Annotated in this window: 16 protein-coding genes; 6 read left to right on the top strand and 10 right to left on the bottom strand. The window is 32.4% G+C overall.

Annotated elements, in window-relative coordinates; genetic code table 11:
• Positions 1-126: 126 nt before the first annotated feature.
• Together LNP04_RS15120 and LNP04_RS15115 are read right to left on the bottom strand one after the other, a co-directional pair.
• Complete coding sequence (locus LNP04_RS15120; RefSeq protein ID WP_229983744.1) at positions 127-726, bottom strand: CDP-alcohol phosphatidyltransferase family protein; 600 nt, start codon at positions 724-726, stop codon at positions 127-129.
• A gap of 19 nt (positions 727-745) precedes the next feature.
• Positions 746-1,216: a hypothetical protein gene (locus LNP04_RS15115; RefSeq protein WP_229983743.1), complete on the bottom strand. Its 471-nt coding sequence runs from the start codon at positions 1,214-1,216 to the stop codon at positions 746-748.
• A gap of 108 nt (positions 1,217-1,324) precedes the next feature.
• Between LNP04_RS15115 and LNP04_RS15110 the strand changes: the two genes are divergently transcribed.
• From LNP04_RS15110 to LNP04_RS15100, 3 genes are all read left to right on the top strand, one after another.
• On the top strand, positions 1,325-2,254 hold the full coding sequence (locus LNP04_RS15110) for a helix-turn-helix domain-containing protein (protein WP_229983742.1): 930 nt from the start codon (positions 1,325-1,327) through the stop codon (positions 2,252-2,254).
• Complete coding sequence (locus tag LNP04_RS15105) at positions 2,251-3,057, top strand: AraC family transcriptional regulator (protein ID WP_229983741.1); 807 nt, start codon at positions 2,251-2,253, stop codon at positions 3,055-3,057. The genes LNP04_RS15110 and LNP04_RS15105 overlap by 4 nt, the downstream gene beginning before the upstream one ends.
• 64 nt (positions 3,058-3,121) lie before the next feature.
• Positions 3,122-4,765 carry a serine hydrolase gene (locus tag LNP04_RS15100; RefSeq protein WP_229983740.1) on the top strand — a complete coding sequence of 548 codons (1,644 nt, stop codon included), beginning with the start codon at positions 3,122-3,124 and terminating at the stop codon, positions 4,763-4,765.
• Positions 4,766-4,828: 63 nt separating this feature from the next.
• Here LNP04_RS15100 and rimM read toward each other — a convergent pair whose 3' ends face one another.
• From rimM to LNP04_RS15075, 5 genes are all read right to left on the bottom strand, one after another.
• Positions 4,829-5,371, bottom strand: coding sequence for a ribosome maturation factor RimM (gene rimM, locus LNP04_RS15095; protein ID WP_229983739.1), 543 nt, complete (start codon positions 5,369-5,371; stop codon positions 4,829-4,831).
• 136 nt (positions 5,372-5,507) lie between these two features.
• Positions 5,508-6,074, bottom strand: a complete 567-nt coding sequence (locus LNP04_RS15090; RefSeq protein ID WP_229983738.1) for a 30S ribosomal protein S16 — start codon at positions 6,072-6,074, stop codon at positions 5,508-5,510.
• Positions 6,075-6,367: 293 nt separating this feature from the next.
• On the bottom strand, positions 6,368-6,880 hold the full coding sequence (locus LNP04_RS15085; protein ID WP_229983737.1) for a nitroreductase family protein: 513 nt from the start codon (positions 6,878-6,880) through the stop codon (positions 6,368-6,370).
• Between the two features lie 194 nt (positions 6,881-7,074).
• Complete coding sequence (locus tag LNP04_RS15080; RefSeq protein WP_229983736.1) at positions 7,075-7,830, bottom strand: ATP-grasp domain-containing protein; 756 nt, start codon at positions 7,828-7,830, stop codon at positions 7,075-7,077.
• A 51-nt stretch (positions 7,831-7,881) separates the two neighbouring features.
• A complete protein-coding gene (locus LNP04_RS15075; protein ID WP_229983735.1) occupies positions 7,882-8,331 on the bottom strand; it encodes a hypothetical protein in 450 nt (149 codons plus the stop codon).
• 75 nt (positions 8,332-8,406) lie between these two features.
• Between LNP04_RS15075 and LNP04_RS15070 the strand changes: the two genes are divergently transcribed.
• Positions 8,407-8,913, top strand: a complete 507-nt coding sequence (locus LNP04_RS15070; protein ID WP_229983734.1) for a hypothetical protein — start codon at positions 8,407-8,409, stop codon at positions 8,911-8,913.
• 30 nt (positions 8,914-8,943) lie between these two features.
• Here the strand turns inward: LNP04_RS15070 and LNP04_RS15065 are convergent, their stop codons facing one another.
• Positions 8,944-9,474, bottom strand: coding sequence for an SRPBCC family protein (locus tag LNP04_RS15065; protein ID WP_229983733.1), 531 nt, complete (start codon positions 9,472-9,474; stop codon positions 8,944-8,946).
• A 19-nt stretch (positions 9,475-9,493) separates the two neighbouring features.
• Positions 9,494-9,844 carry a nuclear transport factor 2 family protein gene (locus LNP04_RS15060; protein ID WP_229983732.1) on the bottom strand — a complete coding sequence of 117 codons (351 nt, stop codon included), beginning with the start codon at positions 9,842-9,844 and terminating at the stop codon, positions 9,494-9,496.
• A 216-nt stretch (positions 9,845-10,060) separates the two neighbouring features.
• Here LNP04_RS15060 and LNP04_RS15055 point away from each other — a divergent pair, with 216 nt between their 5' ends.
• Both LNP04_RS15055 and LNP04_RS15050 read left to right on the top strand, forming a co-directional pair.
• Complete coding sequence (locus LNP04_RS15055) at positions 10,061-12,118, top strand: M3 family metallopeptidase (RefSeq protein WP_229983731.1); 2,058 nt, start codon at positions 10,061-10,063, stop codon at positions 12,116-12,118.
• Between the two features lie 234 nt (positions 12,119-12,352).
• On the top strand, positions 12,353-12,559 hold the full coding sequence (locus LNP04_RS15050; protein ID WP_229983730.1) for a hypothetical protein: 207 nt from the start codon (positions 12,353-12,355) through the stop codon (positions 12,557-12,559).
• A gap of 156 nt (positions 12,560-12,715) precedes the next feature.
• Here LNP04_RS15050 and LNP04_RS15045 read toward each other — a convergent pair whose 3' ends face one another.
• Complete coding sequence (locus LNP04_RS15045) at positions 12,716-13,291, bottom strand: TerD family protein (protein WP_229983729.1); 576 nt, start codon at positions 13,289-13,291, stop codon at positions 12,716-12,718.
• Positions 13,292-13,349: the final 58 nt, after the last annotated feature.

Genomic DNA, 13,349 nt, shown 5'->3' with positions numbered 1-13,349 from the left:
ATACTTTAGCCGCTTTTAAGGTTCACAAAGCCGTAAACTTGTAAAAGCATCCCGATTTTTTTTAAGTTTTCATCAATTACTTACAATCAGAAAAATGATCATTTAATTCTGATAATTGATTTTTATTTAATTAAAAAGCGTACTCTTTTTTCTCTGCTTCCCTTTTCTGATATTCCAGGCATGGTAACAACTCGGAACGTCATATTGCCATTTTGGAAGAATTAAAATAATCAGAATAACATCCACATGAGAAATAATCCCCAGAATAATGGTAAGATGAAATGCCCAGCCCGCCTGTTGAAACCCTATTAAATAAGTGAACGCAATGAGTAAACTCAAGCCCCATAATTTTGAAAGCCATGCGTGAGTACAAGTTTCCTTTTTAAATTTAATGATACTTATTATATAGCATAAAGCTTCCATGATAAAAATTAGCGCAATACTTTGCCAATGGTTTTTTATCACTTCTGGATTGATGAAATATGCTGCGAATCCTAACGAGAGCCAAAATACCAAATCGACCTGACTGTCTAATCTTCGTAGTTTTTCTGATGAAACGCCTACTTTTCGGGCAATGATTCCGTCGAAAATATCTGTGAGTAATCCGATGAACATTAAAGCTAAGATTAAAAATCTTGATTCTTCTCCTATTAAATATGACAAAAAGAAAATTATAGGTGCGAAAAGAAAACGAACTGCTATTAATATGTAAGGTATATTTTTCATTGTAATTGTTTTTTAAGATTTAGAAGACTAAGTTGAATCCCAAAGAAAATCTGAAACCTGAGGTAGAAAAATACTTATAAGGTTCGTATTCAAAATTATAACCTGCTTCTGCAGAAATAAAATGGTAAAAAACTATCCCAAATTTTGGCGACACCGCATTGGGAGTAATTCCAGCGCCTGTATATAAATTGGTAATCATACTTTTTTCCTTGAAATCTGCAACTTTGTAAAAATAATCTAGTTCCGGGATAACAATAAATTTTCTTTCCGGTGTATCCCACCAATTGAAATACCCTCTTAAACTCACATAATTATTTTCATTAAGAGGGATTTTCGGACCAAAAGAAAGAAAAGATTTATCATTCATTATCGTTAATTCGAGACGAGTGCAAATAATTGCTCCCAAAATTGCCCAGTCTTTTTTGTTGCCGATTTGTGCATTTACAAAACTGCAAAAAGACAGTGCAATGATTAATATAAAATTTTTCATGATTTCTTATTTTTAAATTATACCTCAAAGCTATAGTTGAAAAGCTGTTTGATAAATGCGAAAAAAAATTAAAATAAATTTCTACATTTGTGAAAATCACAAATCAGTATGAATCAGGAAATTCTACTCAAACAAATCAGAAAGAAAATCGGAGACAAATCTTTGAACGACGAGATTGCCAATATTCTCAATATTAGTTATGACGCGGCTCACCGAAGAACTTCTATGAAAGCGAAATTCAGTTTTGAAGAAGCTGTAGAATTGGCTAAATACTATCAGATTTCGCTCGATCAGTTTTTAGGAACGGAAAACCAATTGGTGGTGAAACGAACAAAACCCGTGAAAACCCAGGAAGATCTATTATATTTTTTTGAAAGTTCACTGAAGATTTTGAATGTTTTTCAGAGCATCAATCAGTCAAAAGTATATTATTCGGCGAAGGATATTCCTTTTTTTTACACGATTTCAAATACAATCCTTTCACGCTTCAAATTTTATGTCTGGATGAATTTGCTGAACGAAGATAAATTTCTAGGACCATTCGAAGATTTTGATCTTCCTTATCATTCGCCGAAAAATGAAATGCTGAAAGATCTTTACGAAAGTCAGAATGTAACCGAAGTCTGGAATGACACCACGATTATGAGTATTCTGATGCAGGTTTCTTTTTACTCAGAAATGGGACTTTTAAAATATAAAGACATCGTGCTTATTTTGGAGGAAGTGAAAAGTGTTCTGCAAAATATAGAATATAAAATTCAGCATAATCCTGATTTTAATTTTTATGTGAATGATTTAGTCATTTTAAGCAATAATATTTTGTTTAAAAATGAATATCAATCTTCATTTTTTATTCCATTTAATATGTTCGGATACATGATGACGAACGATGAGAATACCTGTAATGATACGCTGATTTATTTTGAACACGAAATAAAAAATTCGAAATCGCTGAATACTTCAGGGAACAGAGAGCGAAAAATGTTTTTTAATAAAATGTATGACCAAATTGAAAATTTAAAACAAAAATTAAAATGAACACACTGTATAAGGGTGAATTTTTTGGTCAAACCAACAAAACGCTGCACTTCGATGGCCTGATAATCACAGATACAGAATACACTCATTCTTATGTCGACTGGCATTACCATGAGAATGCTTATTTCACTTTTTTGATTCAGGGAAATGTGATTGAAGGAAACAAAAAAGAAATCTACGAATGCTCTGCCGGAACTTTACTCTATCATCAATGGGAAGATCCGCATTATAATATAAAACCAGATGGTTTTACACGAGGTTTCCATATTGAAATACCCCAAAAATGGTTTGAAAATCTGAATATTTCAAAAAATCAACTCGAAGGAAGCTTTAATATAAAGAATCCCGAAGTAAAACTTTTAATGTATAAAATCTTTAAAGAAAGTAAAATAGATGACATCTCTTCTGAAATCTCTACGCATCAGCTTTTGCTCAATATTTTCAGTCACATATCTACTCAAAAGTCTAAGTTAGAAAAGAAACCAGTTTGGGTTAAGCAAATTGATGAATTGTTGCACGAAAGATATACTGAAAAATTCAGCTTAACAGAGCTTTCTCAAACATTAGACATTCATCCAATTCATCTGAGTAGGGATTTTCACAAATATTTTAATTGCAATCTGGGAGATTATATTAGAAAACTAAAGATTAATCAATCTCTATCTTTTCTTACAGCCAACGAGAAATCTTTAACCGAAATTGCATTAGACTGTGGTTTTGCAGATCAAAGTCATTTTATCCGTAGTTTTAAAGAAAATATCGGAATGACACCTTTGAAATACCGGAAAATTCTGGAAAAATAGTCACGTTAATTCTATTCTATTTTTTTTAAACTAAGCTGTTTATTTTTGTCATATAAAATTTAAAATGAAATCAAACTCAATATTTATTCTGTTTTTACTATTTAATTTTTCCTTTGTACAATCTCAAAATATCATCAATCCTGAAAAAATTGAAAATTCCGTTCAAAAAAATCATTTGAATACAATTGTTTTTATGGACAAAGCAGTTTCTGAGGAAAATCTAAAAGAGTCAGATTTTCTTTCAACGATGATTTTTCAGGAAGATAAAGATCTTGCGATCCGTATTTTTCAAGATAATTCTTTGATTAATTATTTGCATCAGCTTGATCCTTCTTTAACCGCTGATGAGTTACTAAAAAAAGGGAATTTTCAGTTTTCATTTTATGTTGACGGAAAATTAATTTATGTAGAGAATCTTAACTCAGGAGCAGGAACAAAAGAAAGTAAAACTTTAAAAACAACTTTCGGAATTCCTTTCATCAGTTCAAAAAATGAAGATTCATGGGGAAGATTTTTGTGGATGCGATTTTATTTAGCAAATGGCGGAATCGATGCTTTAGAAACCGGAAGCCATAATTTAAGCATTGAAATAAGACCTTATTTAAAAACTTCAACCTTAAAAACAGGAAAAGTAATCGCAAAAGGGAATATAAATCTGGTTATTCCTAAAAAGAATATTCCTGAAAATCAAATTGCCGTTCAAAAAATAAAAACCAATAGCGGCTGGAAAGTTTCGAGTGAAAAATTTAATATCGAAAAAATAAAAGGTTTAAACCAAAAAATTGCGGAAAACAGATTCAAAGATATTACAGGTATTGTTGTGATCAAAAACGACAAGCTTATTTTGGAAGAATATTTTAATAATTATGAAAGAGACAGCCTTAATGACACCCGTTCTGTAGGAAAATCTTTCGCTTCTGCTTTAATGGGAATTGCTTTGAAAGATGGATATTTAAAAAATGAAGATCAAAAAATCAACGAATTTTATGATTTAAAAACATTCAAAAATTATTCTCCTGAAAAAGAAAGTATTACGCTAAAAAGTTTGCTGACGATGAGTTCAGGTTTTGATGGAAATGACGAAGATGAAGATTCTCCCGGAAATGAAGAAAATATGTACCCGACCGATAACTGGATAAAATTTGCGTTAGACTTACCTATCACCGACAATAAAATTGGAGAAAAATGGTCTTACTTTACAACCGGAGTCGTTTTAACCGGAGATATTTTAGATAAATCTATTGAGAATGGATTGGAAAAGTATGCAGATCAAAAACTATTTCAACCTCTTGGAATAAAAAATTACAAATGGCAATATACACCTCAGCATAAAATCTCGCTTGCCGGAGGATTAAGAATGAGTGCTCTGGATTTTGCAAAATTCGGACAGTTATATAAAAATAACGGCGTTTGGAATGGCAAAACTATTTTAGATAAAGAATGGATTAAAAAATCTTTTACCAATTATTTTTCCGACAATAAAGATTTTGAAGGGTACGGGTACTTGTTTTGGAGAAAAGTATATAAAGTAGGAAATAAAAGTTTTGAATCTTACCAATCTAGCGGAAATGGCGGGAACAAAATTATCATTTTCACAGAGCTACCTGTCGTTATGGTTATCACGGCAAAAGCTTACAATAAGCCATATTCGCACTCACAAGTCGATAAAATGGTACAAGACTATTTATTGCCAGCGGTTTATGAATAATAGATAAGTGAAAATTTGTGAAAGAACAGATGTCTTACTATAGTTTTTTGTTAACTATTTGTATTATTCATCTTTCTTCGAAGGAACCAAATAAACATCAATCAAACCTTCAGGAACCTGCATTTTGATAAATCTTTCCTCACGATTAACTTCAATAATCCAATCTTTGATCAACGGAATTACCACTTCTTTACCATCCAGATTGGTCACGAAATAGTTTTGTGCCGTTTGGTCATTCACAGATCTGATGACACCACAATTATTATCATTCTGATCAAAAATTTCGTAGCCGATAACTTCGTGATAATAAAACTGATTTCCGGTTAATTTTGGCAAACTCGTCAACGGAAGATAAACGTCTTTATTCAAAGATTGATCTACCAAAGCTTCGGAAGAGTTTTTAAAAGAAATATTCACAGCATCTAGTTTACTCCAAGATGTTTTTTCAATAAAAAAAGGAACCAGCAAACCATTGATTTCTACAAAAATAGAATCCAGGTTTCTGTAAAGTTCGGGTTGATCTGTATCTAATTTAAGGATTACATTTCCGGCAAGACCGTGTCTGCGGGTGATTTTTCCTAATAAATAGCAGTCTTCTTTTTTCATAATGATGTAGAATCTTAAAAATTGGTTTTCTCTTTTAATCTTATTAAGGTTAATAACAATAACAAGATTGCTTATTTCAGTTTAAACAACAAAGACACGAAAAAATCGTGCCTTTGCTTTGTATTTTTTAGAAGAACTAAGCCTGAGTTTCTTCAGTACCTTCTGCTTCAGCAGTTGGTTCTTCTGTAGCTTCAGTAACAACTTCTTCAGCAGGTGCGTTAGCAGCCTCTTCAGCAGCTTTAGCATCAGCTTCTACTTGAGCAGCCGCAGCAACTCTAGCTTCGTTTACTTTAGTTTCAGCTTCAAAAGCAGCTTTCTTAGCATCAGCCTGAGCTTTAGTCAATCCTTCTACTTTACCTTGTACTTTTTGTTCTTTAGATTCTACCCAAGCAGCAAATCTTTTTTCAGCTTCAGCCTCGTCAAAAGCACCTTTAGCAACACCACCTTGTAAGTGTTTTTTGTAAAGTACACCTTTATAAGAAAGAATCGCTCTTGCAGTATCAGTTGGTTGAGCACCGTTGTTTAACCACTTTACAGCAGAGTCAACGTTCAAATCGATAGTCGCAGGGTTAGTAATTGGGTTGTAAGTACCTAGTTTTTCGATGAATCTACCATCTCTTCTAGCTCTAGCATCTGCAACCACGATGTGGAAAAAAGGTCTCCCTTTTGATCCGTGTCTTTGTAATCTGATTTTTACTGACATAATGTATGAATTTTAAGGGAACTCGTCCCGATTAAATATTTAAGTGTGCAAAGATAGTAAAAAATTTCTATTCTGAAAATATTTGTTGGAAGTCAGGTGCAGGAAGTTGGAAGTTTTGCAATATTCTCGCTTTCTCCTTCATTTAAAATATTTTTCAGGAGCTGGGAACCTGCTGTCCACTATATCTTTTTTGTTTTCCTTTTGCTTAGGCATCTAAAAAACAAAAAAAGGATGCCGTTTCCATCAGGGCTAAATCAAAAATTCGTTACCAATTTTGATTAAAAATTATTACATTAATCGACATTTCCCATATAGAAAAGCCCCAGACATTTCTGGTTTTCTTCGATGGTCAAAGACTCTTTCAAATGATCAACAATTTTTGGTGAACTCCAATAACAACCTACTCCATTTGCGGTACAAGTGAGATACATATTCTGAACCGCCATAGAAACTGCAGCGATTTCTTCCCACTCTGGGACTATTCCACTGAAATTGACAACGATGGAAACTACTGCATCAGCTTTATTGATTTTAAAACCAATATCCTGATATTTTTTCTCTAAAAAAACTTGGGGAGCCTGCATAGACTTATAAATTTCCTGCATTTCGAAAGCTAATTTTGCTTTTTCTTCGCCTTCGAAAATTTTGAAACGCCAAGGTTTTGTTCTCTTATGATTGGGAGCTAATGTCGCTGAATGCAGGATTTCTTCTATAATTTCCTGTGAGATCTCTGTCTCAGCATAATCTTTGGGAAAAATACTTCTTCTTTGCTCTATGATTTCTTTTAAAACTTCTGCTTTATTCATGAAGACAAAAATACAGAAAAAGTGGGAAGCGCTAAGTTTATGATTTATAAAAAATAATTGGTCAGGTTTTCGATTCCAAGTTTTTTTAAAAAAAATTCAGGAAAATATTTTTGCAAGTTGAAATTTGAAACATTTTATGTTGCATGGTCCGAATTAGGAAAAAACCATTTATAATCTAATTGTTTTACCTGTAGCTATTGTAGTTCAGCCAACTTTAATATCTCATTCCATCTCGTGAGAATCAATTCTGTGTAAATTTCTTTTTGAAGACCGTACGAACCCAATGCAAAGCCATCATTCCATTCTATCATTGCAGTTGAGCCATTATCTAAAACCCCGAAGTCAATTCCATAAGCATCAGTCCTCTGATTTGATTTCTCAAAATCATTAATTGCATTTTCTACAACTTCCATATTTAATTTTAAACTTTCATCTCCATCATAATTTTTAATATCAACAATTTTAGATTTGTTTACGAAAACCCTATATTCAGAAAGCCAGCTAACAACTGATGAACAATACAAATCCGTGTCTTTAGCTATCCCTTCAAAACGATTTAAATCAAGATTTGAGTTTATAACAAATCCTGTAAAAAGTTTAGCTTTTGATTTAGGTTTCACAAAAATGTTCATTACGTCATCGCTATTACTTATCATTAATAATTTTTTAATACTACTTTCCCAAACGTTTCGATGCATATATTTTCTCAGACTTTCCGGATAAGAGTCATTAATCAATTTAATTCCAAGCCTCTTAAAAACATTCAACATTATCGGATGATTGCCAATAACTATAGTTTGGTTATCTATAACTATTTGGTTTCTTAATAATTTTTTATTTGTAAAAAGTTGACATTCGACTCCTATTGATTCTAAAGTTTCTTTTATATCCTGATGTTCAGGCTCAATTATACCGTTACCATATTCATGAATGTATGCTTTTAAAATCATAATTGTGAATTTTTGAAAATCGACGAATACTTTTCTCCTTTTTCTTGGTTCTTACAAAACCTCAATAATCTCCTGATGAATGTTATTCAAAGTAAACGAGCTTCCGGATTGCATTCCCATCATTTTCTTAGCCATCGGGCTTTCTGCCGAGATGGCATAGAAACGGTCGCCTTCAAAAAAGAATTCGCCCAAAGAAACCGAAATATAAAATCTCGCTTTATTGGTAATTACTAATGATCCCAGCTGTACCTTTTCTGTGAAAGCAGGTAAAACTCTTGCCATATTTATTCTTAAATCATGCAAAGCTGCGAGCTGTCTTTGCATTTGATAGATTTCCTCTTGCATTTCTTCGCGCATGCTGTCGTACTTTGGAGTTTTTTTAATATCCCGGCTTGCTTCTAAAGTAAATTCTATAAAGTTTTTTAGTTTTTCTATTTTTTCTGAAATCACGGTTTTTACATAATTTCTTATGTTATTTTTCTCAAATACTATCTTCTCCATGTATCGTAATCTTTAGATAAAGATAATATTTTTTTAAATAAAATGATACTTTTGTGTTAAGCACAAACTAAATCTATGTATGACTATAAGAAGGTAGATAACTTTATTGAAAAAGCCGAAAAAATCAGTAAAGAAAAAAATAAAGAAGAAGCGTTTGATTTAATAACATCAGATTTAGCGTCTTTAGATAAAAAATATCTCAACGAATGTATCGGAGCTTTAAATTTCATTCAATATGAAAAAACACTAGATTGGATTGAAGAAAACTGTGAAAAGATAACCGATATTTCTTTAAGCTGGGGACATTTGGCAGCAGTTTCTAAATTTGATTGGCAGAGAGCTAAAAAATGGTTAGACTCAAAACGCCCTTTGAGCCTCGTAGCTTTAGATGCATTAAATTTTTGCACTACAAAAGGTGCTAGATTAAATGAATCACTAATGATGCGTAAAATTAGTCCATCACTTCTTAACAATCCTGGAGAGGAAATAATCGCAGTGAAAATCAATCAATATCAATTAATAGATAATACTCCACGTGTAAAAAAAGTTGTAGACAAAATCATACAAAATATATTTAATTAAAAAGCCTTGCAAAATTGCAAGGCTTACACTTTATTTTTCTACCAACGTCTTTAGATTATTGAGGCCTTCTTCGTAAGATTTTCCCATTTGGTAATCCATCATCGGTCGCATAATTTTCATAAAAGTTGATAACTCAAAATTAATATCCCAAGTTACTTTTGTATTATTTCCATCTCCAGACAATACTACATTAGAGTTTGCATTGCTTTCAAAAGGTTTTATAAAGTGAATTTTTGTAGACATTTTTTCGTTTGGAATAATGGCTGTAATTTGCTGTTCTCCTTGTCCGACCTCATCATTTCCTTTCCAGCTGTAAAAATCGCCGACTTCACCAGTTTTTCCTTTATATGTAATCACAGAATTTTTATCCAATCTCATCCAAGGATTCCATTCATTAAATCCTTTCATAGAGTTGGTATGTTGCCATACTTTTTCTATCGGTGCATTGATGGTAATTGTTTTTTCGTAATGATAATTCTTATCAAAAGCCAATAATGCTACTAATGCATAGCTTACAATTAATAAAATAATTACTCCGATAGCTTTTAAAATTGTTTTCATGTTTTATAATTTTTTTTGGTTATTTTTTTTGCATTAAGTAGGAAACCAGCTTTTTGATGAGTCCGTTTTCCATTTCGAAAACATCACAGAAATCAGCGTTGAGAATGTCTCCGTTTTTGAAACTTCCGATCACATTTCCTTCCGCAATGACAACATTATTTTCTTCTGTCATTCTGAAAATTGTAATTTTTGGCTTTCCTGTAAAATTTTCGTTTTCTATTTCTTTGTCAAATTCTTCTTTCCCATGATGCAGATAAACTCCCGGCATTTCCCAAATGACATCTTCAGTAAGGCAGCTCAGGATTTTTTCATGATCACTTTCCTGAAAAGAATCCATGTATTTTTGAATTGTTTCTTTGTTTTTAGACATCGTTATGTTTTTTTCAATTATAAATTATTTTAAACGTAAAGTCATAATAACTCAAAAGTAAAATTAGCAATTTGCTATGAAGCAAATCTTTTCTTATGACAAGAAAATTAGTGAATGATGCATTTTGTCATACAATTTGTGGTGGGCATTGTTTTTGAGAATTCAAACATCATTACATTCAAATTAATTAAATTTACATCAATTAAAAATAATTCAATGAGTATTTTAACAGAAAAATTCAATACACCATATCATTCAGCTCCATTCGATAAGATTAAAAATGAAGATTACCTTCCGGCTTTTAAAGAATTAATTCAAAAATCTGAAGAAGAAATCGACGAAATAGTTAATAATTCTGACGAAGCTACTTTTGAAAACGTCATTGAAGCCTTAGCTTTTTCCGGAGAGCAATTGGACAGAGCTTCTAATATTTTCTTTAATTTAAATTCAGCCGAAACGAGTGACGAACTGCAACAAATTGCGCAAGAAGTTTCTCCGATTCTGACAGAATATTCTTCAAAAATTTCTCAAAACGAAGCTTTATTTAATAAAATTAAAAAAGTGTATGATGAAAAGGAAAAATACAATCTGAATGAAGAACAACAAATGCTTTTAAATGAAACCTATAAAGGTTTTGTAAGAAGCGGAGCCCTTTTGAACGAAGAAGACAAAGAAAAATTAAAGAAAATCAGTATGGATTTATCTTTAAAATCTCTTCAGTTCGGGCAAAACGTTTTGGCTTCAACCAACAATTATTTCAAACACATCACCAATAAAGAAGATCTAGCCGGAATTCCCCAAGCGATTATTGAGCAATACGCAGAAGAAGCTAAAGAAAGAAATCTGGAAGGCTGGGTTGTCACCTTGCAGTACCCAAGCTATATTCCTTTTCTGACGTATGCGGAAAACCGTGAACTGAGAAAAGAACTGGCTTTAGCAAATGGCAAAAAATCTTTTGACGGTGGCGAATTTGATAATCAAAATTTAATTAAAGAGCTTTTAAATTTAAAACAACAAAAAGCTGAACTTTTAGGCTATGCAAACTATGCAGATTTTGTTCTTGAGGAAAGAATGGCAAAATCTCCGACTAAAGTTTTAGACTTTTTAAATGAACTTTTAACGAAAGCAAAACCTTACGCAGAAAAGGAAATTGAAGAATTAAAATCTCTAGCAAAAGCCGATGGAATTGACGAAATGCAAGGTTATGACCACGCTTTTTATGCGGAAAAACTTCGTAAAGCAAAATACGATCTCAATGATGAAGAACTGAAACCTTATTTTCCATTGGAACAGGTTCAGGAAGCTGTTTTCGGTTTATCAAAACAACTTTTCGGATTGACTTTTGAGGTAAGAAATGATATTCCTAAATACCATGAAGACATAAAAGTGTATGAAGTTTTCGAGACAGGAAGCGTGAAGCTGGAAGCTGGAAGTGACAATCCTGAAAAAATATTTAAATCTTTACTATACGTCGATTATTTCCCAAGAAAAGGCAAAAGAGCCGGAGCCTGGATGACGAGCTACAAAAATCAGTATCAAAAAGATGGTGAAAATTCTCGCCCACACATTTCTATTGTTTGTAATTTCAGCAAACCGACGAAAGATACGCCGAGTTTATTGACGTTTCAGGAGGTGACGACTTTATTCCACGAGTTTGGTCATGCACTTCACGGAATGATGGCAGATACGCAATATCCTAATCTTTCCGGAACTTCTGTGAAATGGGATTTTGTGGAATTACCTTCTCAGTTTCTGGAAAATTTCTGCTACGAACCTGAATTCTTAAAAACTTTTGCTAAACATTATAAAACCGGAGAAGTTCTTTCCGACGAAAAAATCGAGAAAATCGAACAGTCGAAAAACTTTATGGAAGGTTATCAGACAATGAGACAGCTTGGCTTTGGAATTTTAGATATGAACTATCATACGAAGGTTGCTGAGTTGGAGAATTTGAGCGTAAAGGAGTTTGAAGATAATTATACCAAAGCAACCCAACTTTATCCTTCGAATCCTGAAACTGCGATGAGCCCGAGTTTTTCACACATTTTTCAGGGTGGGTATTCTGCCGGATATTATTCTTACAAATGGGCAGAAGTTTTGGATGCCGATGCTTTCCAATTTTTCAAAGAAAACGGAATTTTCAATGCTGAAACGGCAGCAAAATTTAAAGTTCTTCTTTCTTCAGGCGGAACAAAAGATCCTATGGAATTGTATAAGAGTTTCAGAGGAAGCGAGCCAAAAGTTGAGAGTTTACTGAAGAGAGCGTTTGGGTAGAATTTAAAATAATATTTAAATACTCCAAAAGGTGAAAGCTTTTTGGAGTATTTTTTACAAGTATTTCATCTCTTTCGGGACTTAAAAATACCATTGAGACAACCACTTTATTAACAAATAGCGTTTAAGTTAGTTAAGAATAAGACAAATTTTTGAATCACAAATAATTTTCTACATTAAAATATTTTTTATAATTTCACGCCGGTTTGAGATAACACCAAAAAACAATTTACCATGAAAATGAAACTTACCAACTTATTAATTTTTTCATTGATCCTTACAACAATAGGTTTCTTGATGGATGGAGACACCAAAGAACCAAGTATGGTTTTGAGATTTACCGAATACTTTGCAATGACGGCTTTAATTTTCACAGCAACTTCAATCCTTTATTTTTCTGCAAGCTTTACAATGAAAAAATTCCAGAAGATTCGCAGCTAATTTTTTATAAATGCCAAAAGTAATACGTAAGTTTTGCTATATCTAAAAAATGAATTGGGTTTGAAGATTAGTTTAAAGTAGACTAAGATTTTGAATATATAGATTGATCATTTTAGATCTAAAACAAAAAAGTATGCATCTCAGCATACTTTTTTGTTATTTTATAATCTGTCCGTTGTAATATTTCTCTAAAAAGAAACCCAGATCTGCACGATAGCCGATTCCTGAAGCTTCAAATTTCCAGCTTTCGTTTTTTTTGTACAATCTTCCGAATTCAATTCCTGTTTCTATAGAAAAATCTTCGTCTAATTCATACTTTGCAATTTCTTGATTATTACTTTGGTCAACAATTCGGATGTAAGAATTTCTTACCTGACCAAAATTTTGCCTTCTTCTTTCAAAATCTTCAATCGTTACCACAAAAAGAATCTCTTCAACTCTGGAATCTACTTTTGCAAGATCAATCATAATAGCTTCATCATCGTCTCCGTCACTGTTTTTACCGCTTGGATCATCGCCAGTATGAGTCAAAGCACCATCGGGAGAATTCAGGTTGTTATAAAAGACAAAGTAATCTTCACTAACCAACTTTCGTTGAGAATCAATCATAATCGCAGAAGCATCCAAATCAAAATCGTAACCCGTCCCTTCGTTAGGATCCCAACCCAGCCCGATAGTCATTTTTGTGAGTCCTATATCAATTCTCTGTCCTTTTTGTAGGTTAATTGCCATAATTCTGTACTTTATGTCTAAGATAGTTTTGATTTGTCATTTTTCCAAATATTCAGAT

Source organism: Chryseobacterium sp. C-71, assembly GCF_020911865.1.
Lineage (GTDB): Bacteria > Bacteroidota > Bacteroidia > Flavobacteriales > Weeksellaceae > Chryseobacterium.
The sequence above is the reverse complement of the archived record's forward strand: the minus strand, read 5'-3'. Positions and strand labels throughout refer to the sequence as shown.

Coding starts and splice junctions, on each gene's coding strand:
- LNP04_RS15120 (WP_229983744.1), bottom strand. CDS start 726: ATGAAAAATATACCTTACATATTAATAGCAGTTCGTTTTCTTTTCGCA.
- LNP04_RS15115 (WP_229983743.1), bottom strand. CDS start 1,216: ATGAAAAATTTTATATTAATCATTGCACTGTCTTTTTGCAGTTTTGTA.
- LNP04_RS15110 (WP_229983742.1), top strand. CDS start 1,325: ATGAATCAGGAAATTCTACTCAAACAAATCAGAAAGAAAATCGGAGAC.
- LNP04_RS15105 (WP_229983741.1), top strand. CDS start 2,251: ATGAACACACTGTATAAGGGTGAATTTTTTGGTCAAACCAACAAAACG.
- LNP04_RS15100 (WP_229983740.1), top strand. CDS start 3,122: ATGAAATCAAACTCAATATTTATTCTGTTTTTACTATTTAATTTTTCC.
- rimM (WP_229983739.1), bottom strand. CDS start 5,371: ATGAAAAAAGAAGACTGCTATTTATTAGGAAAAATCACCCGCAGACAC.
- LNP04_RS15090 (WP_229983738.1), bottom strand. CDS start 6,074: ATGTCAGTAAAAATCAGATTACAAAGACACGGATCAAAAGGGAGACCT.
- LNP04_RS15085 (WP_229983737.1), bottom strand. CDS start 6,880: ATGAATAAAGCAGAAGTTTTAAAAGAAATCATAGAGCAAAGAAGAAGT.
- LNP04_RS15080 (WP_229983736.1), bottom strand. CDS start 7,830: ATGATTTTAAAAGCATACATTCATGAATATGGTAACGGTATAATTGAG.
- LNP04_RS15075 (WP_229983735.1), bottom strand. CDS start 8,331: ATGGAGAAGATAGTATTTGAGAAAAATAACATAAGAAATTATGTAAAA.
- LNP04_RS15070 (WP_229983734.1), top strand. CDS start 8,407: ATGTATGACTATAAGAAGGTAGATAACTTTATTGAAAAAGCCGAAAAA.
- LNP04_RS15065 (WP_229983733.1), bottom strand. CDS start 9,474: ATGAAAACAATTTTAAAAGCTATCGGAGTAATTATTTTATTAATTGTA.
- LNP04_RS15060 (WP_229983732.1), bottom strand. CDS start 9,844: ATGTCTAAAAACAAAGAAACAATTCAAAAATACATGGATTCTTTTCAG.
- LNP04_RS15055 (WP_229983731.1), top strand. CDS start 10,061: ATGAGTATTTTAACAGAAAAATTCAATACACCATATCATTCAGCTCCA.
- LNP04_RS15050 (WP_229983730.1), top strand. CDS start 12,353: ATGAAAATGAAACTTACCAACTTATTAATTTTTTCATTGATCCTTACA.
- LNP04_RS15045 (WP_229983729.1), bottom strand. CDS start 13,291: ATGGCAATTAACCTACAAAAAGGACAGAGAATTGATATAGGACTCACA.